Here is a 25,418-nt window from a genome sequence, read left to right on the forward strand (position 1 = left end):
GTATGGCATATCAATAGCACTCAAATTTCAATGCCGGGCCGTTCGACTTCCAACGCAGACCAAGACACGACCATGAATGAATTCATCAGCAACATTGGCGTCGCCGCCGAATCGATCACCCAACCGCGCACGCTGGTGTTCCTGGCGTACCCGCAAATGGGCCTGCTGGACCTGACTGGCGCCCAGACGGTTTTTTGGGCAGCGACCAAAGCCATGACCGAACGCGGCTTGCCCGGTTATCGGATCCACACCGCAAGCCTGGACGGTGGGCTGATGCAAACAGCCGAGGGCTTGGTGGTGGATACCGGGTCCCTGCGTCAGTTCGACGGTGCGGCCATCGACACGCTGATCGTGCCCGGCGCACCGGATATACGCCAGGCGATGATCGACTGCGTCGAACTGGTGGCTTGGCTGCAAAATGCCTCGGCCAGAGCCCGGCGCACCGCCTCGGTATGCAGCGGCACTTTCCTGATGGCCCAGGCCGGGTTATTGGATGGTCGACGAGCCGCCACTCACTGGGCCATGTGCGACATGCTCAAGAGCGGCTTCCCATCGGTTGAAGTGGATCTGGATGCGATCTTCATCCAGCAAGACAGCGTGTGGACCTCGGCGGGGGTCAGCGCCGGCATCGACATGGCCCTGGCGCTGGTCGAAGCCGATTGCGGTCGCGATGTGGCCCTGCAGGTGGCCCGTGAATTGGTGATTTACCTCAAGCGTCCGGGCGGACAAGCACAGTTCAGCCAAATGTTGCAGCTGCAAATGCAGGACAGCGCCGGGTTCGACGAGCTGCACGTCTGGATTACCGAACACCTGGGCGACGACAACCTGACCATCGAACGCTTGGCCCGACAAGCCCGGATGAGCCCGCGCAATTTCACCCGTGTCTATAAACGCCAGACCGGACGAACCCCGGCCAAGGCCGTCGAGCTGTTCCGCCTCGAAGCGGCGCGCCGGTTGCTGGAAGACTCCCAGCGCAACATCGATCAGATCGCTCGAACCTGCGGTTTCGGCGACGAGGAACGCATGCGCCACACCTTCCAGCGCCATTTGGCGATTTCTCCGCGTGACTATCGCAATCGGTTTTCCCGCTAAGGTTCGTCGCCTATCGGCTGCCGCTGCTGTCAGGCGACTTTCCTGGGCGGCGCCTGCGAATCGGCCTGCTCGGCCAGCAGCGCGCTGCAACGGGAGCGCAGCCAGCGCTCCCCCGGATCATTGTGCGAGACGCCACGCCAGACCATGGACAGCGCGTGCTCAGGTAATTCAATGGGCGCCGCTTGTGCACGCAGCCCCGTCGCCACCGCCATCGCCCTGGCGACGTAATCCGGCACGATGGCGATCATGTCGCTGCCGGCCAGCAATACGGGCAATGCGCTGAAGTGCGGTACCGTCAGCACCACCCGGCGCTCGTGGCCCATCAGGCACAGGGCGCGGTCCGAATCGTCGATGACATTGCCCATGGACGACACCACCGCATGGGGCCGGCAGCAGAACTCCTCCAAGGTCAGCTCGCCGGGTTGCGAATCGGCCCGTAGCAGCATCGGGCGAATCGGGCGCAGCGCCTTGCGCCGGGCATTGGCCGGCAACTCCAGGGTGTGGCTGATGCCCAGGGAAATTTCCCCGTTGATCAACAACTGCGGCAGTTGCCACTGATCGGCCCGGCGCACCACCAGCCGGGTGCCAGGCGCCTCGACCCGCAGGCGGCGCAGCAGGTCCGGCAGCAACGCGTATTCGACATCATCGGACAGCCCGATATGGAACGTTGCCTCGCTGGTCCCCGGATCGAACGCCTGGCAGCGACTCAAGGCCGCGGCGATGCCATCCAGCGCCGGGGACAGGTTGCAAAAGATCTCTTGGGCTCGCGAGGTTGGCTCCATCAGCCGCCCCGAGCGAATGAACAATGGGTCATCGAACATCAACCGCAAGCGCGCCAGGGCGCTGCTGATCGTTGGCTGCCCCAGGAACAGCTTTTCGCTGACGCGCGTGACATTTTGCTCGTGCATCATGGTTTCGAAGACAACCAGCAGATTGATGTCAGCACGACGCAGGTCATTTCTGTTCATCATAGTCGTCGCCCCAGGCACCAGGCCGTTGAGTCAGGAGTGGACAAGATCATCGCCTGCGCCTTCATCAAGGCACGGCGGCGAAACGGTGTAGAAAGGTTATTAGGCAGCCGGGCCAGTGTCTGTCGTACATCGGGACGGGTGACTCACCCTTTTGGGCAGCCTCTTTGATACTTCGGTATGCATCCCTTGCTGCCGGGCCGCGTCAGTCGGGGCGTGGCGCGATTTCAGGGTTTTATGTCCTACCTGGCGCAAAGGGGCGCTTCTAAGATACGAAGCGATGCTCTGTCTCCCGGCCTTCCAGAGCGAGACCGAGTAAAACAGAAGGTCTACCAGCGTGCCCCTACCCACCGCGATGTTCAAAAGCGTCTATGAGAGCCTTCGGTACAGCCCAAGCCAGATGGGACCCCGGCCCGCGATGGGGATCAGCACCAACCCGCTGGTCAATGTCCTGGGCTGGGCGGTAGGACTGGTGGTGGCCTGCGGGATTTTCGTGATCAACTCCGAAACCCATTCGGACCTGGCCCCGACCCTGCTGTACGTCACCTTGCTGTTGATGGCCGCCAATCTGTTCTCGATCAACCTGGTCATCGCTGTCGCGCTGATCAGCATGTTTTTGCTCACGGCCATGTTTGCGTATAACGGCGGCTATCACCGCTGGGAATCGACCACCGGTTTCTTTCGCTGCCTGACAGCGCTGTCGGCCATTGCCTTCCTGGCGTTGCGCAGCAAACAGGCTTCGGACAACCTGCGCCATAACGAAGCCTACCTGATCGGCGCCCAGCGCCTGAGCCAGACCGGCAGCCTGGGCTTTCGCGGCGATCGGCAGGAAATGTCCTGGTCCCAGGAATCGGCACGGATCTTCGAGTACCCGCAGAGCAAGGTACCGACGGTTTCGATGATGCTGGAGCGCACGCACCCCGAAGACCTCGAACGGGTCCGAGGGATTTTCCAGCAGGCGGCCCGCCGCGATCCACAGATCGAAGCCAAGCTGCGCCTGCTGATGCCTGACGGGCGCATCAAGCACATCCACATGATCGCCAGCCCATTGCTCGTCCAGCACGGCCATTTCCAGTACCTCGGCGCGGTCATGGACATTACCGCCAGCAAAGAAGCCGAAGAAGCTTTGTTCCAGGCCCAGACCCAACTGGCCCACGTCACCCGCCTGACCTCGCTGGGGGAAATGGCCGCCTCCATTGCCCACGAAGTCAACCAGCCGTTGACGGCCATCACCAGCAGCGGCGAAGCCTGCCGACGGTGGCTTGCACGCCCGGTTCCCGATCACAAGGAAGCCCTTGATAACCTCGACCGGATCGTCGCCAATGCCTGCCGCGCCAGCGAAGTCATCAGCCGCATCAGGGCGCTGTCGCGCAAGTGCGATCCGTTGCGCCGGCCCGAACAACTGGACGACATCGTCAGCGAGACGCTGTGCCTGGTCCAGCAGCAACTGGCCCATCACAAGGTCAAGGCGAATGTGGACCTGGCAACCGCCGACGCACAAATCAGCGCCGACCGGGTGCAACTGCAGCAAGTCATCATCAACCTGATCATCAATGCCTGCCACGCGATGGAAGGGGTAAAGGTTCGCGACCGAGCGTTGCACATCCGCACCTGGTTGGAAGACAACGAGGCCATGCTCGAAGTGGCCGACCAGGGCACGGGTATCGAGCCTGAAATCCTTCCCTCACTGTTCAATGCGTTTTTCACCACCCGGGAGAAAGGCCTGGGCATGGGCCTTTCCATCTGCCGGTCCATCATCGATTTTCACGGCGGCAGGATCTGGGCCAGCAGCGAGGTCGGCCAAGGCACCTCGTTCAGGTTCGCACTGCCGTTGCTCGCCTGCGCAGATTTGCCCCGGAGCCTCCCATGAACTCACATCACGCCAACTGCGCGGCCATCAGCAACGACCCGGTCGTCTATATCGTCGACGACGATGAGCCCCTGCGCGAATCCCTCGGTAGCCTGCTGCGCTCCGTGGGCTGGCAGGTCGAGTTGTTCGGCTCGGTTGCCGCGTTCATGCAACACCCCAGGCCCGACCTGCCCAGTTGCCTGGTGCTGGATGTGCGACTGCAAGGCACCAGCGGCCTGGACTTGCAGCGGCAACTGCTGTTGGCCAGCGTCCACCTGCCCATCGTGTTCATGACCGGGCATGGCGACATCGCCATGACGGTTCGGGCGATGAAGGCTGGGGCGGTGGATTTCCTGGCCAAACCTTTTCGCGAGCAGGACCTGATCGATGCCGTGGCTACGGCCCATCAGCGAGACCGGCTGCGGCGCGAATCCGAACGCAACCATCAGCAACTGCTCGGCCTCTACGCCACGCTGACACCTCGGGAGCAACAGGTGATGGCGTTGGCCGTGTCGGGCTTGATGAACAAACAGATCGCCGCGCAGATCGGCTTGAGTGAAATCACCGTGAAGATTCACCGCGGCCAGGCCATGCGTAAAATGTCTGCACGTTCATTTGCCGACCTGGTCCGCATGGCTCAGGCATTGGAACTTGGCCCCGGGCAGTAAAGGTTCATACCCACGTATAGTAGGCGGGACCGTTGGACGGCGTATCTTGCAGTGATAGCGGTGGCCTTTATGGCCACCTGATATCAACCCCAGGTATCAACATGTCCAACACCGCAATTATTTCTGTGATTGATGATGATGAGTCGGTTCGAATTGCCTTGGATGGCTTGCTACGGTCCCACGGTTATTCCGTCAAAACATACGCCAACGCTTTTGACTTCTTGTCTGCCTTCCAGCCGGGAAGTACGGCCTGCCTGATATCGGACATTCAAATGCCGGGCATGACGGGCATCCAGATGCACGATCAACTGGCGACCCAGGGCATTGATGTCCCGATCATTTTCATCACTGGCTACCCCGGCGCACCGCCCCGAGCCAGCGCAACCACGCCCGAGCCAGTGGCGTTTTTCCCGAAGCCCTTCGACTGTGCTGCGCTGATCGCTTGCATCGAATCGGTACTCGGCCGCCAAACCTGATTTCCATCGCCGCGGGCGGTTTTTCATACTTTGGTATGGATCGCACCCTACCCAGGCATACCCCCGATGACCTTATGTAGAAGTGTTGAATCCGCGCCCGACAAATACGATGTCAATGCAGCGAACCGAAGCTGAATACGCTTGATGTTAATCATTGGCGCCACGCACTTTTGGGTATTTCGCGACACGGTCACGCTGAAACAATCAAACCATTCAACGTATCGATTTTGTCTTCGGGAGCACATCATGAAACAGCATATTCTGGTTGTCGGCGCAGGTTTCGGCGGGCTCTGGAGCGCACTGAGCGCGGTCCGCCTGCTGGACCAGCATGATCGTAATGACGTGCAGGTCACCGTCCTGGCACCCCAGGCGGAACTGCGCATCCGCCCACGTTTCTACGAACCGGACGTTCATACGATGATGGCCCCGCTGGAGGGCCTGTTCGACGCGGTGGGCGTGGAATTCGTCCAAGGCTCGGCGAGCAGCATCGACGCCGTTGCCAAACAGGTCGGCTACATCGATGTGTTCGGCAACCAGGGCAAACTGGACTATGACCGCCTGGTACTCGCGGCGGGCAGCCAGCTGGCACGCCCTGACTTGGAGGGCATGATCGAGCATGCCTTCGATGTCGACCAGATCGAAGCGGCCAGCCGTCTCGAAGCCCACATCAAGTCCCTCGTGAACCTGCCGGACACCCCGGCCCGCAACACCGTGGTGGTGGCTGGCGGCGGCTTCACCGGTATCGAAACCGCCACCGAAATGCCCGCACGCCTGCGCGCTGTCCTGGGCGACGACGCAAAAATCCGCGTCATCGTAGTGGATCGCGGGCCGACGATCGGCGCGGCGCTGGGCGAAGGGATCAGCCCCTCCATCATCGAAGCGTCCGATCACCTGGGGATCGAGTGGGTCCTCAATGTCTCGGTCGAATCGGTGGACGCTGGCGGCGTCACCCTGTCGAACGGCCAACGCATCGAATCCAATACCGTGATCTGGACCGTAGGTTTCCGGGCCAGTCCGTTGACCCAACATGTACCGGGCACCCGTGACCACCAGGGCCGCCTGCACGTCGACAGCCATTTGAAAGTGTTGGGCCAGAATCACATCTTTGCCGCCGGTGACGTGGCCTATGCCGCCACCGACACACTCGGCAACTACGCAGCAATGTCCTGCCAACACGCCATTGCCCTGGGACGCTATGCCGGCAACAACGTCGCCGCCGACCTGCTGGGCGTGGCGCCGATGCCCTACAGCCAACCCAAATACGTGACGTGCCTGGACCTGGGTGCCTGGGGCGCCGTGTATACCGAAGGCTGGGACCGCCAGCTCAAACTGGTCGGACAGGAAGCCAAGGACCTCAAGACCCAGATCAACACCGTATGGATCTACCCGCCCGCCGCCGATCGCGCGGCAGCCCTGGCCGCGGCCGACCCGTCGATTCCGGTGGCCTGAGCCCTCGTCCCTACCCCGGCCAGTTCTCCTTTCTGAGCCGGCCTTTCCCGGACGCCTGCCAATGATATTTGGGCAGGCGTTTTTTTAACGCAGCCCAAGCCAGTCCGAATATTGTCATTGCCCAGCAAAATCCGTATCCATGCTCGCCCCTTGTAGCTGGAGCACAAGGTAAGGTAGGCAGATTCATCCGGATCGAGGTGTGCCGTGGCGTCCTATTCCTTGCGTCAGCTGAAGTACTTCGTCACCACCGTCGAATGTGGCAGTGTCGCAGAAGCGTCCCGCAAGCTGTACATCGCCCAACCGTCGATCGCCACGGCGGTCAAGGGATTGGAGGACAGTTTCGGTGTGCAATTGCTCATCCGTCATCACGCCCAGGGCGTGTCCCTGACCCCCGGCGGCGCGCGTTTCTATCGCAAGGCCCAAGAGCTGTTGCGCATGGCCCGGGAGTTCGAACAGAACGCGCTGGCCGATAACGACGTGGTCAGCGGACAGATCGACATCGGCTGTTTCGAAACGGTCGCCCCGCTCTACCTGCCGCGCCTGATCGCCGGTTTCCGCCAGCGCTTCCCGGGGGTGGAAATTCGCGTGCAGGACGGCGAACAACAGGAACTGGTGCAAGGCTTGACGGGGGGCCGCTTCGACTTGGCGATCTTTTATGAGCACGACCTGGACAGCACCATCGAGACCGAAGCGTTGACAGCTCCGCAGCGGCCCTACGCGTTGTTGCCGGCGGGGCATCGCTTCGCAGGCCAGGCCCAGGTGTCACTGCGCGACCTGGCCCTGGAGCCGATGATCCTGCTGGACGTGCAGCCCAGCCGAACCTATTTCGTGAGCATCTTCGAAGAGCTGGGTCTGTCACCCAACATCGTCTTCAGCTCGCCGTCCATCGAAATGGTGCGCGGTATGGTGGGCCAGGCGTTCGGCTTCGCCGTTCTGGTGACCCGACCGCACTCCACCTGCACCTACGACGGGCAGCAGGTAGTCTGCGTCAACATCACCGAGGACGTGACCGGCTCGGCACTGGTGGCCGGCTGGCTCAAACGCGCACACCTGACCAAACCGGCGCAGTTGTTCGTCGATTACTGCAAGGAACAGTTCCGACAATGGCTGCCCTGAAACACCGATCCCCGTGGCGAGGGAGCTTGCTCCCGCTGGGTTGCGAAGCGACCCCAAGCAGGTCATTCGCGATCTGCCTGATATACCGAGGTGCCAGGACCAGGGGCTGCTGCGCCGCCCAGCGGGAGCAAGCTCCCTCGCCACACCGGGGGTTGTGCTCGGTTTTTCTGACTCGCCGGCCCTGACGGATCTAGTGTCCGCCCCGTCTTGATGCCAATCCGTGAATTCCGCCAACACACCGATCCCCGTGGCGAGGGAGCTTGCTCCCGCTGGGTTGCGAAGCGACCCCAAGCAGGTCATTCGCAATCTGCCTGACATACCGAGGTGCCAGGACCAGGGGCTGCTGCGCCGCCCAGCGGGAGCAAGCTCCCTCGCCACACCGGGGGGTTTTGCTCGGCTTTTCTGACCCGCCGGCCCTGACGGATCTAGTGTCCGCCCCGTCTTGATGCCAATCCGTGAATTCCGCCAACACACCGATCCCCGTGGCGAGGGAGCTTGCTCCCGCTGGGTTGCGAAGCGACCCCAAGCAGGTCATTCGCGATCTGCCTGACATACCGGGGTGCCAGGACCAGAGGGCTGCTGCGCAGCCCAGCGGGAGCAAGCTCCCTCGCCACCGGGTGTGATGCCTAGCGAGCCGCCCAGGCATTGAAGCGTTGCTCCAGCTCCTCGCCATGGTCGACCCAGAACTCGGCGTCCACTGCCTGGGCTTCGGCCAGGTTGGCCTCGGCGGTCGGTAGTTGGGCCTGTACGGCCGTCGGCAACAAGGCCAGCGTCTGGCGATGCACCGGCCCGTAAGGGATGTTTTCCGAGAACACCTTCTGCGTCTGCGGCTGGCTGGCAAAGGCAATGAACTGCTCAGCCAAGGCCTTGTTCGGCGTGCCTTTGACCACCGCCCAGTATTCTGGGTCGTACAGGCTCTGCGGCCAGACGATGCTCAGCTTCATGCCTTCCTTTTGCGCCGAAGCAATGCGCCCGTTATAGGCAGCGCTCATGGCCACGTCGCCGGCCACCAACCATTGCGCCGGTTGCGCGCCGGCCTCCCACCACTGGATGTTCGGCTTGATCTGGTCCAGCTTGGCAAACGCCCGGGCCACACCTTCCGGCGTGTTCAGCACTTTGTACAAGTCCTGTGCCTTGACCCCATCGGCCAGCAGGGCAATTTCCAAGGTGTATTTGGCGCCTTTGCGCAAGCCGCGCTTGCCCGGGTATTGGGCAACGTTCCAGAAATCCGCCCAGGAGGTGGGCGCCTTGGCGAGCTTGCTCTGGTCGTAGGCCAGGACCATCGACCAGACGTAGGTGGCGACTCCGCATTCATTGAGCGCCCCCGGCACATAATTCGCCGGATCGCCCATGCGCGCCAGGTCGAGTTTCTCGAACAGGCCTTCTTCACAGCCGCGCAGCAGCTCCGGGCTTTCCACTTCGACCACATCCCAACTGGTGTGGCCGGCCGTGACCATCGCCTTGATCTTCGACAACTCGCCGTTGTATTCGCCGGCGACGATGTTTCCCGCACCGCTGGCGTTGAAGGGTTGGAAGTAGGCCTTGTCCTGGGCCTGCTTGGTGGCACCACCAAAGGAAATCACGGTCAAGCTTTGGGGCGCGGCCATGATGCCGGTACTCAACAACGCCAGGGCACACGCAATGTTGCAACGCAAGGATCTGGACATGAAGCGATTCCTCGAAAATACCGACTCGCCCGCACGAGCCGGTGACGGGATCAAAGGTGACCGTAAGCACGGGCGGTGTGGTCTACAGCAGTGAGGCTCTTTTCGGCCCATTCGTTGATGCCGGCATGGCTGACCGCCTGGATGTTCCATTCATGGGTTCGTCCTCCTCAGGCACCTTGCGGTCGAAAATCATCGGGTTCACAGAGGTAGCTCGCCAATCGATCCATCAAGCGGTCGCAGGCGGCCATCTGTTCAACGCTTACGTATTCATCGGGCTTGTGCCCTTGGTCCATGCTGCCCGGACCACAGACCACCGTCGGGACGCCGGCCTGATGAAACAGGCCGCCCTCGGTGCCAAAGGCGACGGTGCCGAAAGCATCGCTGCCGCACAGACGGGCAATCAGTTGCGCGGCGCCGCTGTCGGGCGAGGTTGCCAGGCCCGGGTAGGCAGACAGCGGCTCAAAACGGATCGCAGTGCCGACGCTCACCGCGCGCATCCGGGGCAGCAGCGTTCGTTCGGCGAAATCCTGCAATTGCTCGGCCACCCGTTGTGGGGCGAAATCCGGCAAGGCGCGCACCTCAAAATCGAAACGGCAATCGGCCGGGACGATGTTCAACGCCGTCCCGCCCTGGATCACCCCGACCTGCACCGTCGAATACGCCGGATCGAAACGTGGGTCGTGCAACGAAGGGTCGGCCAGCTCTGCACTGATCTCGCCCAACCGGCCGATCAGCCGCGCGGCTTGCTCGATGGCGTTCACGCCATAAGGGGCATAGGCCGAGTGGCAAGCCGCCCCTTTGACGTGACAACGCATCGCCAACTTGCCCTTGTGGCCCAGCACCGGTTGGAGTTGGGTGGGTTCGCCGATCAGGCACAACGCCGGCTGGGGGATGCGTTGAGGCAGGACCTTCAGCAGGCTGCGCACGCCCAGGCAACCGACCTCCTCGTCATAAGAAAATGCCAAGTGCACCGGTCGCCGTAGCGGACTGGCAAGGAACGTCGGCACAGCGGCGAGCACCGACGCCAGGTAGCCTTTCATGTCCGCCGTACCGCGCCCGAACAACTTGCCGTCCACCTCACTCAGGCAAAACGGATCCGCCGTCCAGGCTTGTCCATCCACCGGCACTACGTCAGTGTGCCCGGACAACACCACGCCGCCGGGCACCGCCGGGCCGATGCTTGCCAGCAGGTTGGCCTTGGTCCGCTCCGTGTTGTAGATCAACTCGCACGCCACACCGAGCCCTTGCAGGTAATCGCGGACGAACTCGATCAGCGCCAGGTTCGAATCGCGACTGACCGTGGCGAAGCCCACCAGATGGGCGAGCATTGCCCGGCTGCGCAGCTCATTCATCGCCCGGCACCCCATAGCTGGGAGCCGCTGTCGGGTCGAGGGCACGGGTCAGGTAATCCTGCAGCTGTGGCTGATAGGCCAGCCAGAGTTTTTCCAGTTCACCAATGGGGTTTTCCTGCGCCCAGTCCACCCGCAAGTCAACGATGGGCCAGGTCAGGTCATCCACCACCGACAGCGCCGCCGAGTGCACCGCTCCGGCTTCGCCACCCGCCGCTTGCCCGGCCTGCAACGCGCTCATCAGGCGCGAAGCGAGACAGCCTTCGCTGCGTTCGAAGGCCGCGACCATGGCCTCGATCACTCCCACGTTTGCCAACAGATTGCCGGCCGCCACGCACTGTGCACCGGCCAGCGCGTTGTGGGTTCCCAGGGCATGGGCGCCACTGAAAATCGCCGCGTTGCCGTGGGCGTCGACCACCGCCACCTGGCGGTACTGGCTATAGCCATTTCGGGCCAGGGCGCGGTCCAAGGCCTCTTGCGCCACCCGGCCGGCCGCCAGCTCGTCGAGGATCTGCGGGCCGAGGGCAGGCAACGTGATGTTCTGGCTCGACACCGCCCCCACCCCCGCGCGCAACCAGGGGCAACGGGCGCCGACGGCGATGCTTGAAGAGCTGATAGCGATGCCCAACTGGCCGGTTTCGGCGCAGCGTCCGACAATGGAAAAGGTCATGTTCGACTCCTTATTCGGGGATCACCGCGATCACGTCGATTTCCATCAGCCACTGCGGCTGGCCGAGCGCGCTGACCACCAGCCCGGTGGAAATCGGGAACACGCCCTTGAGCCATTTGCCGACTTCCTGATACACCGGTTCGCGGTAGCGCGGATCGATCAGGTACGTGGTGGTCTTGACGATGTGGCTCAGGTCGCTGCCGGCCTCTTCGAGCAATTGCTTGACGTTGCGCATGGCCTGTTCGGCCTGGGCGCGCGGGTCGCCGAGGCCCACCAACTGGCCATCGAAATCCGTGCCAACCTGGCCGCGCACATAAACGGTATTGCCGGCCCGCACGGCCTGGCACAGGTCGTTGTCCAGTGTCTGGTTCGGGTAGGTGTCTTTGGTATTGAACATGCGGATACGCGTATGAGTAGGCATCAGCGGGCTCCCGTGAGGCTGGTTTTCGAACGGTGCGAATCGTTATCGAATGCTGGCGCCTGGAGGCGTTCGGCCTGGCGTTGGGTAGCGTCCCGATAGGCCAGATAAGTGCGCTGCTTCACGATGTGGTCGGCAATATGGCGGGCGTCATGCCACACGCCCCAGATGAACGCCGAGCCCCGACGCGACAGCCAGGGCAAACCAACGAAGTACAAACCCGGCTCGCTGGAAACACCCCGCTGGTGGCGGGGTTTGCCGTTGGCGTTGAGCGCGTCGACTTTCAGCCAGCTGTAATCCACCGAATAGCCAGTGGCCCAGACAACGCTGGTCACGCCGGCGGCAACCAGATCCAGTTCCAGGATTGGGTGGGTCAGGCAGTGCGGGTCAGGCAGTAGATCGCGCGCTTGGGGTTCGAGCGGCAGGTCCAGCCCGTTACGGGCAATGTAGGCATCGGCGGCATCCAGCAGCGCCCTGTAGTTTTCGTCGCCGCGAGCAATGTTTTCCGCCAGGTTCGGCTCAAAAGCCACGACGCTGCCGTCGGACGATTGGGTCAAGCCGACCAGGGTGATGCCTTCTTGGGCCAGCCTGCGAAAATCCACGGTATGACCGCCACGGGCACCGCTCACCGCAATGGTCACGTGCTCTTTGCCGGGCTTGACAGCTTCGGCGTCCCATTCGCCCAGCACACCCAGCCACCAGCAGAAATCACGATTGCGATAGGCCCGTGGCGGACGATCATGGGCTCCCACCGAGAGGTAGACCTGCTTGCCGGCGCGCTGCAGCTCATCGGCAATCTGCACCCCCGACGACCCGGCCCCCACCACCAGCACAGCGCCTTCGGGCAATTGCTGCGGGTTGCGATACTGGGCGGAGTGAATCTGTACGACTGCCGACAGGTCCCGCGCAATAGGCGGAATCACCGGTCGCTGGAACGGGCCGGTGGCGACAACCACATGCAACGCCTCGATCAGGCCTTCGGACGTTTCAACGGTAAAGCCCGGACGACCGACGTTGCGCTCGACTTTCCTGACGTCCACACCGGTACGGATCGGCGCGTGGAATTTCCTGGCGTAGGCCTCGAAGTAATCAGCCACCTGATCCTTCGAAGCGAACGCATCGGGATCGAGCCCCTCGAATTCCAGCCCGGGAAAGCGGTCATGCCAGGCCGGGCCGTTGGCGACCAGCGAATCCCAGCGCGCCGTGCGCCAGGCCTCGGCAATGCGGTCGCGCTCAACGACGAGATGCGGCACGCCTTGCCGGCTCAAGTGCTCGCTCATGGCCACGCCGGCCTGGCCGGCACCGATGACCAGCGTATCGATGTGAATGGTTTCAAAAGGCATGTCTGGGCACTTCCGGCAGTAGGTTCGGTTCAGGTCGGCATGGCGCCGCCTCGGGTTCAGATTGTTGTTCTGCGTCGACGACTATCGGTGGCAGGTGTCGAGGCGATTGTGTTGGCAGGCGGGGGTTTGCGAAACGAGGGTTTTTATCGTTGCTGGGAAGGAAAAAACTGGATGCTTGCCCGCTGTGGGTCAGGCGGCTGGCGCAGGGTTACGAGGTTTAACGGGGCGGCGCTGGGGTGGCGACGCAATGGCATGGCATTGCAGATTGCGTTCAACCTGTTCAGGGCCGCTTCGCGCCCCATCGGGGATAAATCCCCTCGCCACAGGTTCGCGGAACATGCAGAAGCTGGGGGTATGCCGACAGGCCTACTCAAACCGCGCCGGAAACGCCTTGCGCTCAAGCTTGTCCATCACCAGGGCAATGAACGCCGAGACCGCCAGCGGCAATTGCCGGCGGCTCGGATAAAGCACATTCAGGCCAAAGCCGCTGCGCTGATATTGCGGCAGTACCCGCACCAGCCTTCCGGCGTCCAGGTCCACGCTGATCACCGCCGACGGCAGCACCGCAATGCCCAGGCCTGTCACAGCGGCCTTGCGCAGCGCCTGGGCGGTATTGGCGTTGAAACGGGTGGGTACCTGCACCTCGTGCTCGGCGCCGTCCGGGCCGACCAGCCGCCAGTGGCTCAAGCCGCTGGGATGGGCGAAGCTCACGCTGTGGTGGTGCGTCAGCGCCTGCAGCGAAGTGGGCATACCATGCCTGGCAATGTAGCCGGGGCTGGCGACCATCCCATCGCCTTCATTACTGATGAGCTGGCGACCGACGTACCCAGAGTCCAGCAGCGCGCCACCGCGAAAGGCAACGTCAATGCGGTCGGCGATCAAATCGACATGGGCGTCGCTGAGCACGAAATCAAGCTGCACCCGAGGATGCGCGGCGAGAAAATCGGCGACCCATTGCATCGGGAAAAAGTCGAAGAAGTCCGCCATCGCGGCAATGCGCACCAGGCCGCTGGGCTCATCGCTGCCCTTCATCAACTCCTGGCCCGCCTCGGCCAAGCCATCCACCGCATCCACACAGCGCTCAAAAAACCCCTGCCCCACCTGGGTCAGCGTGAGCTTGCGGGTGGAGCGTTGCAGCAGCCGTTTTCCCAACTGAGCTTCGAGCTGCTGGACGCGCCGGCTCACGGTATTGGAAGGCATGCCCAGGCGCCTGGCCGCCTCGGCAAAGCTGCCGCTGCGCACGACCTGGACAAACAGCGCGACGTCGTTCAAATCGAGCATAAAGGTGCCATTGCTTCGTTTTCTGGATGAGTTCAATCCGATTCTATCGACTAATCAAGCGATTGATAGCCCCATATCCTTCATCCCATCGAGGCCCGACGCCCAAGCATTCGAGGAACACCATGAACAGTATCGCCATCACACCATCACGCGCCATTGCCTATCGCACCCGTGGACGCAGTCATGGGCCCATCACCCGACTGATAAGCCCCGGTGATCTGGGGCAAGTGTGCAAGCCCTTCGTGTTTCTCGACCTCGTCGCGTCCGATGGCAACGCCATGCAAAAAGGCTTTGGCATGCACCCGCATTCAGGGATCGCGACGCTGACCTACCTGATCGAAGGTCAGGTGACCTACGAAGACACCACGGGCCAATCGGGCGTGTTGCCCAGCGGCGGCATGGAGTGGATGCAGGCCGGCAAGGGTGTGTGGCACGACGGCCGGCCAGTTGACGGCTTGCCGATCAAAGGCTTCCAGCTATGGGTCGCGCTGCCCCCCGCCCTGGAAAACGCCGCGGCCCACAGCGTCTACCTGGCGCCACCGGGCATTCCCCAGGAGGGTCCGGCGCGGGTCTTGCTCGGCCAACACGGCGCGACTCGGAGCAGCGTTGTATCCCCTGCGGGCATGAACTACCTGGCCGTGCCGCTCAAGGACCAGGAACGCTGGCGCTACACCCCACCGGCCGGACACACCGTGGCCTGGCTGGCGGTCAGCGACGGTCGCCTCGACGCCGGCGGCAACGTCGATGCCGGAGAAATGGTGGTATTCGAGGAATCCGCCGGGACCATCGACATCGTTGCCCAGGGCCCTACCTCGTTCGTGCTCGGCTCGGCGGTCAAGCATCCCCACGACCTGGTGCTGGGCTATTACTCGGTGCACACCAGCCAAGCGGCGCTGGAAACAGGCGAAAACGAAATCCAGCGCATCGGCGCCCTTTTGCAACAAGAGGGCCGGCTGGCGTAGCCGCCCCTCGACTCCATCCCTATCTGATCTCTTTGAGGTGAATCATGAGCAACATCGGTCTCGATCTCCTGCTGTCCCGCGCCCAAGTCGGCAAACTGTCCCTGAAAAATCGCATGATCATGGCGCCGATGACGCGCAGCCGCGCAGGCGTCGGTGACGTCGCCACGCCCCTCATGGCCGAGTATTACAGCCAGCGGGCCAGCGCCGGCCTGATCATCAGCGAAGGCTCCCAGGTTTCGGCCCAGGGCAAGGGATACCTGAGGACACCGGGAATCTTCACCAGCGAACAAATCGCCGGTTGGAAGCAGGTGACCGACGCCGTTCACGCCGAGGGCGGGCAGATCTTCCTGCAACTGTGGCATGTGGGCCGGCTTTCCCATCCGTTGGTGCAGGCCAATGGCGCCCAGCCCGTAGCCCCTTCTGCGATCAAGGCCGACGGCGAAATCTACACCCCCGAAGGCCTCAAGCCCTACGAGCTGCCACGAGCGCTGACCCTCGATGAAATCCCGGGCGTGGTCGACGATTTCCGCCAGGCTGCCGCCAACGCGAAGCAGGCCGGGTTCGACGGCGTGGAAATCCATGGCGCCAATGGTTACCTGATCGACCAGTTCCTGCGCGACGGCACCAACCAGCGGACCGACGCCTACGGCGGCTCGATCGAAAACCGCGCACGCTTTCTCAAGGAAGTCGTCGAGTCGGTCATCGAAGTTTTTGGCGCCAGCCGCGTCGGTGTTCGCCTGTCGCCGATCTTCAGTTACTTCTCGATGAGCGATAGCGCCCCTCAGGCGACCTTCGACTACGCAAGCAGGATGCTCAGCCGCTACGGCCTGGCCTATCTGCATATCGTCGAGCTGGGCGAAGGCGCTTTCGATTTCCTGGAACTCAAGCGCCGCTTCGGCGGGCCGTACATCGCCAACGGTGGCTACAGCGCCGACCGGGCCGCCACGGCCATCAGTCGCGGCGAAGCCGACTTCGTGGCGTTCGGTACGCCGTTCCTGGCCAACCCGGACCTGGTGGAGCGCTTCAAGCTCGGCAAGGCGCTGAATGCGCCTGATGCAGCGACGTTCTACCAGGGCGATGAGCGTGGCTACACGGATTATCCAACCTTGGCCGAAACCCAGGACGCTCGATAATCGCAGCGGCGTGAGGGCTGAACGGGTCCGTCCACCCATCACGCCGCTCAAAATTGTACAAATTTACAAAATCTTGTACAAAAAACTTTAAAACGTACAACGCGTGCAGTAGGCTTCTGAAACTTGTACAGAGCAAATCTTCTGTACAACAATTCGGAGCCTCGCATGTCCGCCTACCTCCAGCGTTTTGCCCACGCTTTCGCCGAGCTGGACGCCAGTCGCCTGGCCGGTCTCGATGAGCTCTACAGCGTCGACGTACAGTTCCACGACCCCTTGCACCACATCGAAGGCCTACCGGCGCTGCGTGATTATTTTGCGCAGCTGTATGCCAACGTCAGGGACGTGCGCTACGACTTCCATGCCTTCGATGAAGTCCGTACCGGCGAGGGCTATCTGCGCTGGACGTTAAATTTCAGCCATCCGCGCCTCGCGGGCGGTAACCCCATCGCCTTGCAAGGTTGCAGCCATCTGCGCTGGACTGACCGGGTGTATCACCATCAGGATTTCTTCGACGCGGGCGCCCTGCTCTACGAGCACCTGCCGCTGTTCGGGCCGACGATCCGCTGGCTCAAGCGGAGGCTGGCGTGAGCCGCGTCTGGCTGACCGGTGCCAGCAGCGGCATCGGAGCGGAACTGGCCAGCGTGCTGCTGAAACAAGGGCACCATCTGGCCGTGAGTGCGCGTCAAGCGTCACCGTTGCAGGCCCTGGCCAGCCGCTATCAGGGTCAGGTGCTGGTGCTGCCGGGCGACCTGACCGACCCGGGCCAGGTCGCCGCGATCTGCCAGCAGATCGACACCCAATGGGGTGCCCTCGACCTGGTGATTCTCAATGCCGGCACCTGTGAATACCTGGAGCCAGGCCACTTCGATACTCAACTGGTGGAAAGGGTCATCACCACCAACCTGCTGGGCACCAGCCATTGTCTGGAGCACGCCCTGCCGCTGCTGCGCAGGGGCCAGCGCCCGCATCTTGTAGTGGTGAACAGCGCCGTGACCTCACTGGCCCTGCCCCGCGCCGGTGCCTATGGCGCCTCCAAGGCTGCCTTGCGCTACCTGGTGGAATCCTTGCGCATCGACCTGGCCGCCGAGGCCATCGACGTCACTCTGGTAAACCCCGGTTTCGTCGATACGCCGTTGACCCGACGCAACGACTTCCCCATGCCAATGCGCTGGTCGGCAGAACGGGCGGCGGCGCATATCGCCCGGCGCCTGCCGGGGCGACCGCTGGACATCAGCTTTCCATGGCGCTTCACCTTCATCCTGCGCCTGCTTGGACAGTTGCCCCCACGCTGGCGGCTGGCCCTCGGCCGGCGCCTGGCACGCCCTTCCCAGGAATCTTGAAACATGCGCATCGCAATCATCGGCAGCGGCATTTCGGGGCTGACCTGCGCTCACCTGCTGGCCCGTCGACACTCGATTACCGTGTTCGAGGCCGACGACCGCATCGGTGGCCACACCCACACCGTCGACGTTGACTGGCAGGGCCGGCGCTACGCCGTGGACACGGGTTTCATCGTCTACAACGACTGGACCTACCCGAACTTCATTCGCCTGCTGAATCAACTGGGTGTGGCGTCGCGCCCCACCGAAATGAGCTTCTCGGTGCATGACCCAGCCACCGGCCAGGAATACAAGGGTGACACCCTGCGCAGCCTCTTCGCCCGACGGCGCAACCTGCTGTCGCCGGGCTTCTGGGGCATGCTGCGGGACATCCTGCGGTTCAACCGGCAGGCGACGGCCGACCTGCAAGCCCAGCGTATCGACGGCACCACCCGGCTCGGCGACTACTTGCACGCCCAAGGCTACGGCCAACGTTTCATCGATCATTACATCGTGCCGATGGGCTCGGCGATCTGGTCGATGTCACCGGCCAGGATGCTGGAATTCCCGCTGCAATTCTTCGTGCGGTTCTGCCACAACCATGGCCTTCTGTCGGTCTACCAGCGTCCACAATGGCGCGTAATCGAGGGTGGTTCCCGCGGCTACATCGAGCCGTTGTGCGCGCCCTTTCGCCAGCACATCCGACTCAACTGCGCAGTACAGCGCGTGAGCCGCGATGAAGCGGGGGTGAGCGTGGTAAGTGCCGCGGGCATCGAGCGTTTCGACAAGGTGGTGTTCGCCTGTCACAGCGACCAGGCGCTCGCCCTCCTCGAGGCGCCAGGCCCGGAAGAACGCGAAGTGCTCGGTGCCCTGGCCTACGCCAGCAACGAGGTACTGCTGCACACCGACACCCGACTGCTGCCACGCCGGCGCCGGGCCTGGGCGAGCTGGAATTATCGCCTCGGCGGTCCGGCTCATGCGCCGGCCGCCCTGACCTACAACATGAATATTCTCCAGGGCCTGGACGCCCCTGTGACCTTTTGCGTCAGCCTCAACCAGAGCGATGCGGTCGACCCGGCCAAGGTGCTTGCGCGCTTCGATTACGCGCACCCGCAATACAGCCTCGCCGGGGTGGCGGCCCAGGCGCGCCAACATGAGTTGCAAGGTCACCAGCACAGCTATTTCTGCGGCGCCTACTGGGCCAACGGTTTTCATGAAGACGGCGTGGTCAGCGCCCTGCAGGTGGCGAAACACTTCGGTGAGCGCCTATGAACAGTAGCCTGTGTCGCGGCTGGATCGATCATCGGCGCTATACCCCGGCGGTCCACGGGTTCCGTTATCCAATCGGCATGCTGTACCTGGACCTGGCCGAACAGGAACAGGTGCTGGGGTTGTCGCGCCTGCTGCGGCCGTGGCCCCTGGCACCGCTGTGCTGGCGCGAGCGCGATTACCTGCCCGCCCGCACCCGACAGGGGGTCCCCCTGGCCGACGCAGTGCGCGGGATCCTCGCCGAGGCCTTGGGCGTCGCCCCGCAAGGCGCGATCCACCTGCTGACCCAACCGCGCAGTTGGGGCCTGTCGTTCAACCCCGTGAGCTTCTATTTCTGCCACGAAACCTGTGGGCGCTTGGCGGCGATCCTCTGCGAGGTGCGCAATACCCCATGGCGCGAACGCTACCACTACGTGTTACCGGTACGCCCTGGCGAGCCCCAGGCGTTTCGGGTGGCCAAGGCTTTCCATGTATCGCCGTTCCTGCCCCAGGACATGGATTACCGCATGCGTTTCCTGATCCTGGATTCCAGCGTTCGCGTACTCATGGAGAACTGGCGCGACGGCCGCAAGGTGTTCGAGGCCGGGCTGGTCCTGGATCGCCACCCCCTCGATGCGCGGTCGTTGCGCTGGCACATCCTGGCCTTTCCCTGGATGAGCCTGCGCACCGTCAGCGCCATTTACTGGCAGGCCCTGCGCCTGATCTTCAAACGCACCCCTCTGCACGACCACCAGGCCAGCCAAGGCAACCTGAGCGTCGGCGAAACTGCCCATAAGGACTGCGACCATGTCTGACCCCATCCTGAGCGTAACCAAGGCTGCGAGCTCGCGTCCGTTCAGCGGCGGCTTTTTCAAGCAGGCCGTGCTCAGCCAGTTGCGTCGCCTGCGCCAGGGCCACCTGCGCCTGACCGTGGACGGAGCCACGACGAGCTTCGGTGACCCGGACAGTGCGCTGGTGGCCGACGTCGAGATCGTCGACGATGCCGTCTGGGGCATGGTCGCGGGGAACGGTTCCATCGGCGCTGGCGAGGCTTATATCCAGGGCCATTGGCGCAGTCACGACTTGACAGCCGTCACGCGCCTGTTCGTGGCCAACCTGGAAGTGCTCGACGCCATGGACAGCGGCCTGGCCCGCATCAGCCGCCCGTTGCTGCGCGGGCTGCACTGGCTCAACCGCAACAATCGACGCGGCTCGCGGCGCAACATCATGGCCCATTACGACCTTGGCAACGCGCTGTTCGAGCGCTTGCTCGACCCGACCATGATGTACTCGGCCGCACTGTTCGAGAGTCCCGAGCAAAGCCTGGAAGACGCCCAGCTCAACAAGCTCGAACGCATCTGCCGCAAGCTTGACCTGCGCCCCGGCGATCACCTGCTGGAGATCGGCACCGGCTGGGGCAGCCTGGCGATTTACGCAGCCAGTCACTATGGATGCAAGGTCACCACTACTACCCTGTCGGACGAGCAATACGCGCACACCTGTCGGCGTGTCGAGGCCCTGGGCCTGCAACAGCGCATCAGCGTGCTGCGCCAGGATTACCGTGACTTGCAAGGCCGCTACGACAAGCTGGTGTCCATCGAAATGATCGAAGCCGTCGGTCATCGCTACCTGCCGCAGTACTTCCGTCGTTGCGCCGCGCTGCTCAAGGATGACGGCCTGATGCTGCTGCAATCGATCACCATCCGCGACCAACGCTACGACCAGGCTCGACGTTCGGTGGATTTCATCCAGCGTCATGTTTTTCCAGGCGGCGCGCTGCCGTCACTGTCCCGACTGTTGACCACCGCCAGCACCCAGACACCGCTCAATCTGCTGCACCTGGAGGACTTCGGGGCCCATTACGCCCGTACCCTGCGGCATTGGCACGAAAACTTCAGGCAGTCCCGCCAGGCTTTGCTGGCGCTGGGCTACGACGAAACCTTCCAGCGTTTCTGGGAATTCTATCTGTGTTACTGCGAAGGCGGCTTCCAGGAGCGTGCCATTGGCGTCGCCCAATTACTCTTCGCTGGCCCCGGCGCTCGCCAATCGCCGTGGCTGGGGCAACAGGAACAGGCATGAGCCGCACCGGCCTGGTGATCAACGCTCTCTGGTTGCAACTGGGCTGGTGGGGTTGCGTATGGGGTGCGAAGGATCCGCGGTGGTTGCTGGCGGTGCTCGTCGGACTGCTGGCGCACCTGATGCTGTGTCCCGGGCCCCGGGCGGAGCTGCACGCGGTGATGCGCGTCGGCCTGGGCGGCATGCTGCTGGACTGGGGGCTGGGTGTACTCGGTTTGTTCGAATTCAGCCAACTCCCGCTGCCACTCTGGCTGGCCTTGCTCTGGCTGGTTTTTGCCACGGGGTTGCGCCATAGCCTGGCCTGGGCTGCGACGCCGGTCTGGCGCGGTGCGTGTGCGGGCTTCATCGGCGGCCCGCTGGCCTACTGCGTGGGAGCGCCATTGACGGGGGTTACGCTGCCCCTTGGCGTGCTCGGCACCGCGCTGGTCCTGGCGCCGCTTTGGGCGCTTTTAATGCCGTTGGCGTTGCGCCTGGCCGACTCGCGCTGATCCAGCGGCGCAGGCAACCCGTCACCAGGGCTCATCGAGAAAAAGCGGTATGCGCAGCGGCTCGATCAGGCCCTCCGGCTGACCGCACATTTCGTCGTGGACCACTTGCTGCACCAGCGTGCACGGCAAACGCGGCACGGGTCGCAGCAGCTCGCGCAGGTGCGTGGTGGAGCGCACCTGCATCGTCTTGCCCGACTCATCGAGCAGCGTCCGCAGCCCGCTGTGCAGCCGGGCACGGAGCACGTACAGCCCGCCTTCCAGGGATAACAACTCCAACTCGTGGATTCGGCCTTCAACAGCCAGGTCGGTCAACTCTCGAAGCTTCATTGGGCAGCCCCGGTCTGACGACGGAAAAACAAGGTCACCTGCCCCAGCTCGACGCCGAGCTTATTCATGCTCGAACGATTGATCAGCGTGTCTTCGTCCATCAGATACATCCAGTCATCAAAGCTCACTACGTAAGTCGAACCGTCCACCGGCAGGTTCAACTTATAACGCCAGCGCAGCGCATTGCCGGCCACTTCGCCCTGCGCTTCGCCGACTACGTCATCGGCACGACCGCGCCAGCGCCCGGGGCCATCCGGTGTCAAGGTCCAGACCCGCTGCTGGCGAGTGCCGTCGCTGTAGAGGAAACGTTCATCCAGGATCAGCCGTTCACCCTCATGGCGACTGGAAATGTTCACCTCAAAACGCTTGATCACCTCACCCGAACGTTTCTGATAGATGCCCCAGGCCTTGACGGGCTTGCTGAAAAACTGCGCCAGGTCCAATTGGGGTTGCTGGTCGGCGTAGCGGTCGACATTGACATTGCCGCAGCTGGTCAAGCCCAGCATCAACAACAATGCCATCAAAAAACGCGTCATGGCTTATCTCCTGTAGTACGTGAGGACTAAAGCCCAAGCAGTTGTTTTCTAAGTTGTTTATCTTGGGTTTCCGGATCAAGCCAGATGGCAAAGAATGCCCGGGCGAACGATGGGTCGTCGATCGCGTGGGACAGGTGCTCATCGACATAGAAGCGACACCCGTGCCCCGGCAGGTACACGCCGGTGATGCGGCTGCCAGGCTTCACGTCAACAAACGCAAGGCGCATATGGGTTCGCCACGCGTCCAGCCGTTGAGCATCCAGGGGCGCACCGTTGATGCGCTGGATTTCTTCAAGGCTGGTCTGGACCAGGGTTTCCTTGCCAATGGATCGTCGGTAATCGAGTTCCAGGGCAAACGCAGTGTCGAGGCTTGGCGACGGAGCAGCGCTCCATAGCCGCGCCTGATAGACATCGAAGCCAAACCGGGTGAAATCGCCTTGCCCGATCAGGCGTGCGCCGGGCAACGCACTGCGCCAATCCGCAAAGGCCGGGAAAGCGTAAAAAGCCAGCAGGCCAATCATCAATCCGACCAGGTTTCTCCAGGCTACGAATGACCTGATCATGAGTGCGTCACCGGTTGCTCAAGGACGCCTCAATATTTGTACAGAGATAGATTTTTGTACAGCTTTTTTCCAATCTTCATTCCAGCAACTGAATGATCCGCGCCTCGATCGCGCCGGCCTCCATTTCAACCAGCGCTAGGGTCACCGGCAGCTTGAAACGCCGCCGGCCAGCGCTGCCAGGGTTCAAGTACAGCCGTTCGCCGCGCCATTCGATGCTGGGCTTGTGGGAATGGCCGGTAATCACCAACTTGACCCCGGGTTCAAGTGAAACGGGCACATCGGCGATGTCATGGACGAGCAAAGCCTGGCACTCGCCCAGATCGAATTGCAGGCAATCGGCCAGTTGCCCTGCCCACTCCGCGCCCACGTCGTTGTTGCCACGCACTACGTGCAGCGGCGCGAGAGCTGCCAGTTGTTGCAGGATATCGGGGCTGCCGATGTCGCCGGCATGGACGATCCGTTCGCAACCTTGAAGTGCCGCAAGGGCTTGCGGACGAAGCAAGCCATGGGTATCGGAAATGACGCCAATCTTCATGAAAGTGTTCTCTCTACAGGTTCCGTATCCATCACAATCATCCGTTGGACACGCATGAGGCACTAAATAGGCGGTGGCTGTGTCCTTACTTTACTTATTGACATCTCAATGGGCGGTGCCATCCGTGCCGGCCTCGTTGCCGTCGCTAACGTGCTGAATTCGAATAAGGTAGGCTTCGCATCCATCGTGCGCAGACCCGCCGTAAAAGGAAATAGTTGATGCTGGGACGCAAGCGACCAGAGCCAAAGATCGAAAACCCAGATGCAGCCCTTCCCCCCCAAGCTGCAAGGGCCGGCGCGGCGTTGCGTCTTACTGTGAGCTTTATGTTGGTAGTGGTCGTGGCGTTCCTGGCCGTCGAGGGCTGGCGCACGTGGCGCGACTATCGCTCGGCTTTCGCGTCTGCCCGCGATTCGGTGACGAACCTGGCGCGGGCCACAGCCCAGCACGCCGAAGACACCATCCGGCAAGTGGATGTACTGACCGCCGCCCTCAGCGAGCGTGTGGAGGGCGACGGTTTGGAGAACATGGACGTCCCGCGCATTCACAAGCTGCTGGTGCAACAGGCCGCCATCATGCCGCAGTTGCATGGACTGTTTATCTATGGTCCCGATGGCAAATGGGTGGTGACGGACAAGGAGGTCATTCCGGAGCCGGCAAACAACGCCGACCGCGACTACTTCCAATATCACCGCACCCATGAGGACCGAGACGTGCGGATCGGCGACGTCATCAAGAGTCGATCCACCAACGACCTGATCATTCCCATCTCCCGCCGCTTGAACAACCCGGACGGCTCCTTTGCCGGCGTGCTGCTGGGGACGGTCAAGGTCAGCTATTTCGTGGACTACTACGGCGATTTCAAGATCGACGACAAGGGCGCCCTGGTCCTGGCCACGCGAAGCGGAACCATCCTGGTGCGCCGGCCCTTCGTCGAATCGGTGATTGGCAAGAGCCTGGTCAACAGCGTGATCTTCAAGAATTACCTGCCCACGTCCAACCAGGGCACGGCCGAGGCCAAGGCTGTCATCGACGATACCGAGCGCCTGTACGCCTACCGGGCCTTGAGCACCTATCCGCTGGTGGTGGAAGCCGGCCTGTCCCGGGAATCCATCATCGCGCCCTGGCGGCGCGACCTGCTCAAGACCAGCCTGGTGCTGATTTTCCTGATCGTGATACTCGTAGGCTTCGGGCTTATCGTGCTGAACCAGCTGCGCTACCGAATGACCATGGAGGCGCAGATTCGTAACGCCCACCAGACGATGCGCGACATGGCGCTGACCGACAGCCTGACCGGGCTGGGCAACCGCAGGCGGCTGGACATTGCCTTGGCCGATGAGGTTCGCCTGGCCAAGCGCCAGGGTTCGTCACTCGCGCTGATCATGCTCGACGTCGACTATTTCAAGCGCTTCAACGACAAATACGGCCATGCCGCCGGCGACGAATGCCTGCGCGCGATTGCAGGCGCGATCCAGCAGACCATCAAGCGCCCGGGCGACCTGGCCGTGCGGTATGGCGGCGAAGAATTCACCGTGCTGCTCCCCAACACCGACAGCGCCGGTGCCGGCAGAGTCGCACAACAGATCCTTGAAGCCATCCGGGCCCTGAACATCGAACACGGCGACCATCCCCTGGGCTTGGTCACGGCCAGCGCGGGCATTACCACCGGCCAACCGAGTGTCGAGGACGCGACCCCGGCCATGCTCATAAAAGCCGCTGACGCCTTTTTGTACCTGGCCAAGAACACCGGGCGAAACCGCTGGTGCAGTGCCAACGCCTCTCAAGACTGAACCTCGCGGCATGGCCGCGCATCGGTCCGTAGCATGCAATCCCAGTGCAAAGGTGCCTGGAAGGCATCCGGCGGCTACAATGCTCGCTTCGACCGTGA

The 25,418-nt window shown here is 62.7% G+C and carries 26 protein-coding genes; 15 read left to right on the forward strand and 11 right to left on the reverse strand.

Annotation, left to right across the window (positions count from 1 at the left end; all coding sequences use genetic code 11):
* The first annotated feature begins 72 nt into the window (after positions 1 to 72).
* Positions 73 to 1,092 (forward strand): GlxA family transcriptional regulator, encoded by a 1,020-nt coding sequence (locus tag PFLQ2_RS12770; RefSeq protein ID WP_003182237.1) that lies wholly within the window; start codon positions 73 to 75, stop codon positions 1,090 to 1,092.
* 29 nt (positions 1,093 to 1,121) lie between these two features.
* On the opposite strand, the gene PFLQ2_RS12765 is transcribed toward PFLQ2_RS12770, so the two are convergent.
* Positions 1,122 to 2,063 (reverse strand): LysR family transcriptional regulator, encoded by a 942-nt coding sequence (locus tag PFLQ2_RS12765; protein ID WP_083455154.1) that lies wholly within the window; start codon positions 2,061 to 2,063, stop codon positions 1,122 to 1,124.
* Positions 2,064 to 2,478: 415 nt separating this feature from the next.
* Between PFLQ2_RS12765 and PFLQ2_RS12760 the strand changes: the two genes are divergently transcribed.
* From PFLQ2_RS12760 to PFLQ2_RS12740, 5 genes are all read left to right on the forward strand, one after another.
* On the forward strand, positions 2,479 to 3,930 hold the full coding sequence (locus PFLQ2_RS12760; protein WP_033046061.1) for an ATP-binding protein: 1,452 nt from the start codon (positions 2,479 to 2,481) through the stop codon (positions 3,928 to 3,930).
* Positions 3,927 to 4,577 (forward strand): response regulator transcription factor, encoded by a 651-nt coding sequence (locus PFLQ2_RS12755; protein ID WP_003182243.1) that lies wholly within the window; start codon positions 3,927 to 3,929, stop codon positions 4,575 to 4,577. Before PFLQ2_RS12760 ends, PFLQ2_RS12755 begins: the two co-directional genes overlap by 4 nt.
* A 101-nt stretch (positions 4,578 to 4,678) precedes the next feature.
* Positions 4,679 to 5,053: a response regulator transcription factor gene (locus tag PFLQ2_RS12750; protein WP_033046063.1), complete on the forward strand. Its 375-nt coding sequence runs from the start codon at positions 4,679 to 4,681 to the stop codon at positions 5,051 to 5,053.
* A 246-nt stretch (positions 5,054 to 5,299) separates the two neighbouring features.
* Positions 5,300 to 6,502: an NAD(P)/FAD-dependent oxidoreductase gene (locus tag PFLQ2_RS12745; protein ID WP_003182247.1), complete on the forward strand. Its 1,203-nt coding sequence runs from the start codon at positions 5,300 to 5,302 to the stop codon at positions 6,500 to 6,502.
* A 204-nt stretch (positions 6,503 to 6,706) separates the two neighbouring features.
* Positions 6,707 to 7,618 (forward strand): LysR substrate-binding domain-containing protein, encoded by a 912-nt coding sequence (locus PFLQ2_RS12740; protein ID WP_003182249.1) that lies wholly within the window; start codon positions 6,707 to 6,709, stop codon positions 7,616 to 7,618.
* Between the two features lie 626 nt (positions 7,619 to 8,244).
* On the opposite strand, the gene PFLQ2_RS12735 is transcribed toward PFLQ2_RS12740, so the two are convergent.
* The 6 genes from PFLQ2_RS12735 to PFLQ2_RS12710 form a co-directional block, all read right to left on the reverse strand.
* On the reverse strand, positions 8,245 to 9,225 hold the full coding sequence (locus PFLQ2_RS12735; RefSeq protein ID WP_225970877.1) for an ABC transporter substrate-binding protein: 981 nt from the start codon (positions 9,223 to 9,225) through the stop codon (positions 8,245 to 8,247).
* 227 nt (positions 9,226 to 9,452) lie between these two features.
* Positions 9,453 to 10,637 (reverse strand): acetylornithine deacetylase, encoded by a 1,185-nt coding sequence (argE, locus tag PFLQ2_RS12730; RefSeq protein WP_003182253.1) that lies wholly within the window; start codon positions 10,635 to 10,637, stop codon positions 9,453 to 9,455.
* On the reverse strand, positions 10,630 to 11,304 hold the full coding sequence (locus PFLQ2_RS12725; protein WP_003182255.1) for a DUF1028 domain-containing protein: 675 nt from the start codon (positions 11,302 to 11,304) through the stop codon (positions 10,630 to 10,632). The genes argE and PFLQ2_RS12725 overlap by 8 nt, the downstream gene beginning before the upstream one ends.
* A gap of 10 nt (positions 11,305 to 11,314) precedes the next feature.
* Complete coding sequence (locus tag PFLQ2_RS12720) at positions 11,315 to 11,725, reverse strand: RidA family protein (protein WP_003182257.1); 411 nt, start codon at positions 11,723 to 11,725, stop codon at positions 11,315 to 11,317.
* Entirely contained in the window at positions 11,725 to 13,065 is a 1,341-nt protein-coding gene (locus PFLQ2_RS12715) for a flavin-containing monooxygenase (RefSeq protein ID WP_003182258.1), read from the reverse strand. The genes PFLQ2_RS12720 and PFLQ2_RS12715 overlap by 1 nt, the downstream gene beginning before the upstream one ends.
* Before the next feature lie 366 nt (positions 13,066 to 13,431).
* Positions 13,432 to 14,346, reverse strand: coding sequence for a LysR family transcriptional regulator (locus PFLQ2_RS12710; protein ID WP_003182260.1), 915 nt, complete (start codon positions 14,344 to 14,346; stop codon positions 13,432 to 13,434).
* Positions 14,347 to 14,468: 122 nt separating this feature from the next.
* Between PFLQ2_RS12710 and PFLQ2_RS12705 the strand changes: the two genes are divergently transcribed.
* The 8 genes from PFLQ2_RS12705 (at position 14,469) to PFLQ2_RS12670 (ending at position 21,572) form a co-directional block, all read left to right on the forward strand.
* A complete protein-coding gene (locus tag PFLQ2_RS12705; RefSeq protein ID WP_003182263.1) occupies positions 14,469 to 15,308 on the forward strand; it encodes a pirin family protein in 840 nt (279 codons plus the stop codon).
* Positions 15,309 to 15,352: 44 nt separating this feature from the next.
* On the forward strand, positions 15,353 to 16,441 hold the full coding sequence (locus tag PFLQ2_RS12700) for an alkene reductase (protein ID WP_003182264.1): 1,089 nt from the start codon (positions 15,353 to 15,355) through the stop codon (positions 16,439 to 16,441).
* Positions 16,442 to 16,606: 165 nt separating this feature from the next.
* Positions 16,607 to 17,029 carry a nuclear transport factor 2 family protein gene (locus tag PFLQ2_RS12695; protein ID WP_003182266.1) on the forward strand — a complete coding sequence of 141 codons (423 nt, stop codon included), beginning with the start codon at positions 16,607 to 16,609 and terminating at the stop codon, positions 17,027 to 17,029.
* Positions 17,026 to 17,781, forward strand: a complete 756-nt coding sequence (locus tag PFLQ2_RS12690; RefSeq protein WP_003182268.1) for an SDR family NAD(P)-dependent oxidoreductase — start codon at positions 17,026 to 17,028, stop codon at positions 17,779 to 17,781. Before PFLQ2_RS12695 ends, PFLQ2_RS12690 begins: the two co-directional genes overlap by 4 nt.
* A gap of 3 nt (positions 17,782 to 17,784) precedes the next feature.
* On the forward strand, positions 17,785 to 19,032 hold the full coding sequence (locus PFLQ2_RS12685; protein ID WP_003182269.1) for an NAD(P)/FAD-dependent oxidoreductase: 1,248 nt from the start codon (positions 17,785 to 17,787) through the stop codon (positions 19,030 to 19,032).
* Positions 19,029 to 19,823 (forward strand): DUF1365 domain-containing protein, encoded by a 795-nt coding sequence (locus PFLQ2_RS12680; RefSeq protein ID WP_003182272.1) that lies wholly within the window; start codon positions 19,029 to 19,031, stop codon positions 19,821 to 19,823. The genes PFLQ2_RS12685 and PFLQ2_RS12680 overlap by 4 nt, the downstream gene beginning before the upstream one ends.
* Positions 19,816 to 21,087: an SAM-dependent methyltransferase gene (locus tag PFLQ2_RS12675; RefSeq protein WP_003182274.1), complete on the forward strand. Its 1,272-nt coding sequence runs from the start codon at positions 19,816 to 19,818 to the stop codon at positions 21,085 to 21,087. The genes PFLQ2_RS12680 and PFLQ2_RS12675 overlap by 8 nt, the downstream gene beginning before the upstream one ends.
* Complete coding sequence (locus PFLQ2_RS12670; RefSeq protein ID WP_003182276.1) at positions 21,084 to 21,572, forward strand: DUF2878 domain-containing protein; 489 nt, start codon at positions 21,084 to 21,086, stop codon at positions 21,570 to 21,572. Before PFLQ2_RS12675 ends, PFLQ2_RS12670 begins: the two co-directional genes overlap by 4 nt.
* A 21-nt stretch (positions 21,573 to 21,593) precedes the next feature.
* Here PFLQ2_RS12670 and PFLQ2_RS12665 read toward each other — a convergent pair whose 3' ends face one another.
* From PFLQ2_RS12665 to PFLQ2_RS12650, 4 genes are all read right to left on the reverse strand, one after another.
* Positions 21,594 to 21,899: a DUF6482 family protein gene (locus tag PFLQ2_RS12665; RefSeq protein ID WP_033046065.1), complete on the reverse strand. Its 306-nt coding sequence runs from the start codon at positions 21,897 to 21,899 to the stop codon at positions 21,594 to 21,596.
* Positions 21,896 to 22,435, reverse strand: a complete 540-nt coding sequence (locus PFLQ2_RS12660; protein WP_003182279.1) for a DUF3833 domain-containing protein — start codon at positions 22,433 to 22,435, stop codon at positions 21,896 to 21,898. The genes PFLQ2_RS12665 and PFLQ2_RS12660 overlap by 4 nt, the downstream gene beginning before the upstream one ends.
* A 26-nt stretch (positions 22,436 to 22,461) precedes the next feature.
* Positions 22,462 to 22,998: a chalcone isomerase family protein gene (locus PFLQ2_RS12655; protein ID WP_003182281.1), complete on the reverse strand. Its 537-nt coding sequence runs from the start codon at positions 22,996 to 22,998 to the stop codon at positions 22,462 to 22,464.
* Between the two features lie 76 nt (positions 22,999 to 23,074).
* The gene (locus PFLQ2_RS12650) at positions 23,075 to 23,533 is read right to left on the reverse strand and encodes a metallophosphoesterase family protein (protein ID WP_003182283.1); all 459 of its coding nucleotides are present in this window, start codon (positions 23,531 to 23,533) and stop codon (positions 23,075 to 23,077) included.
* Positions 23,534 to 23,751: 218 nt separating this feature from the next.
* On the opposite strand from PFLQ2_RS12650, the gene PFLQ2_RS12645 reads away from it, so the two are divergent.
* Positions 23,752 to 25,320 (forward strand): sensor domain-containing diguanylate cyclase, encoded by a 1,569-nt coding sequence (locus PFLQ2_RS12645; RefSeq protein WP_003182285.1) that lies wholly within the window; start codon positions 23,752 to 23,754, stop codon positions 25,318 to 25,320.
* Positions 25,321 to 25,418 lie beyond the last annotated feature (98 nt).

The sequence above is a fragment of the Pseudomonas fluorescens Q2-87 genome, assembly GCF_000281895.1.
GTDB lineage: Bacteria > Pseudomonadota > Gammaproteobacteria > Pseudomonadales > Pseudomonadaceae > Aquipseudomonas > Aquipseudomonas fluorescens_S.

Coding starts and splice junctions, on each gene's coding strand:
- PFLQ2_RS12660 (WP_003182279.1), bottom strand. CDS start 22,435: ATGACGCGTTTTTTGATGGCATTGTTGTTGATGCTGGGCTTGACCAGC.
- PFLQ2_RS12770 (WP_003182237.1), top strand. CDS start 73: ATGAATGAATTCATCAGCAACATTGGCGTCGCCGCCGAATCGATCACC.
- PFLQ2_RS12680 (WP_003182272.1), top strand. CDS start 19,029: ATGAACAGTAGCCTGTGTCGCGGCTGGATCGATCATCGGCGCTATACC.
- PFLQ2_RS12675 (WP_003182274.1), top strand. CDS start 19,816: ATGTCTGACCCCATCCTGAGCGTAACCAAGGCTGCGAGCTCGCGTCCG.
- PFLQ2_RS12755 (WP_003182243.1), top strand. CDS start 3,927: ATGAACTCACATCACGCCAACTGCGCGGCCATCAGCAACGACCCGGTC.
- PFLQ2_RS12725 (WP_003182255.1), bottom strand. CDS start 11,304: ATGACCTTTTCCATTGTCGGACGCTGCGCCGAAACCGGCCAGTTGGGC.
- PFLQ2_RS12765 (WP_083455154.1), bottom strand. CDS start 2,063: ATGATGAACAGAAATGACCTGCGTCGTGCTGACATCAATCTGCTGGTT.
- PFLQ2_RS12745 (WP_003182247.1), top strand. CDS start 5,300: ATGAAACAGCATATTCTGGTTGTCGGCGCAGGTTTCGGCGGGCTCTGG.
- PFLQ2_RS12710 (WP_003182260.1), bottom strand. CDS start 14,346: ATGCTCGATTTGAACGACGTCGCGCTGTTTGTCCAGGTCGTGCGCAGC.
- PFLQ2_RS12750 (WP_033046063.1), top strand. CDS start 4,679: ATGTCCAACACCGCAATTATTTCTGTGATTGATGATGATGAGTCGGTT.
- PFLQ2_RS12700 (WP_003182264.1), top strand. CDS start 15,353: ATGAGCAACATCGGTCTCGATCTCCTGCTGTCCCGCGCCCAAGTCGGC.
- PFLQ2_RS12645 (WP_003182285.1), top strand. CDS start 23,752: ATGCTGGGACGCAAGCGACCAGAGCCAAAGATCGAAAACCCAGATGCA.
- PFLQ2_RS12670 (WP_003182276.1), top strand. CDS start 21,084: ATGAGCCGCACCGGCCTGGTGATCAACGCTCTCTGGTTGCAACTGGGC.
- PFLQ2_RS12735 (WP_225970877.1), bottom strand. CDS start 9,225: ATGGCCGCGCCCCAAAGCTTGACCGTGATTTCCTTTGGTGGTGCCACC.
- PFLQ2_RS12715 (WP_003182258.1), bottom strand. CDS start 13,065: ATGCCTTTTGAAACCATTCACATCGATACGCTGGTCATCGGTGCCGGC.
- PFLQ2_RS12695 (WP_003182266.1), top strand. CDS start 16,607: ATGTCCGCCTACCTCCAGCGTTTTGCCCACGCTTTCGCCGAGCTGGAC.
- PFLQ2_RS12720 (WP_003182257.1), bottom strand. CDS start 11,725: ATGCCTACTCATACGCGTATCCGCATGTTCAATACCAAAGACACCTAC.
- argE (WP_003182253.1), bottom strand. CDS start 10,637: ATGAATGAGCTGCGCAGCCGGGCAATGCTCGCCCATCTGGTGGGCTTC.
- PFLQ2_RS12665 (WP_033046065.1), bottom strand. CDS start 21,899: ATGAAGCTTCGAGAGTTGACCGACCTGGCTGTTGAAGGCCGAATCCAC.
- PFLQ2_RS12760 (WP_033046061.1), top strand. CDS start 2,479: ATGGGGATCAGCACCAACCCGCTGGTCAATGTCCTGGGCTGGGCGGTA.
- PFLQ2_RS12655 (WP_003182281.1), bottom strand. CDS start 22,998: ATGATCAGGTCATTCGTAGCCTGGAGAAACCTGGTCGGATTGATGATT.
- PFLQ2_RS12685 (WP_003182269.1), top strand. CDS start 17,785: ATGCGCATCGCAATCATCGGCAGCGGCATTTCGGGGCTGACCTGCGCT.
- PFLQ2_RS12650 (WP_003182283.1), bottom strand. CDS start 23,533: ATGAAGATTGGCGTCATTTCCGATACCCATGGCTTGCTTCGTCCGCAA.
- PFLQ2_RS12705 (WP_003182263.1), top strand. CDS start 14,469: ATGAACAGTATCGCCATCACACCATCACGCGCCATTGCCTATCGCACC.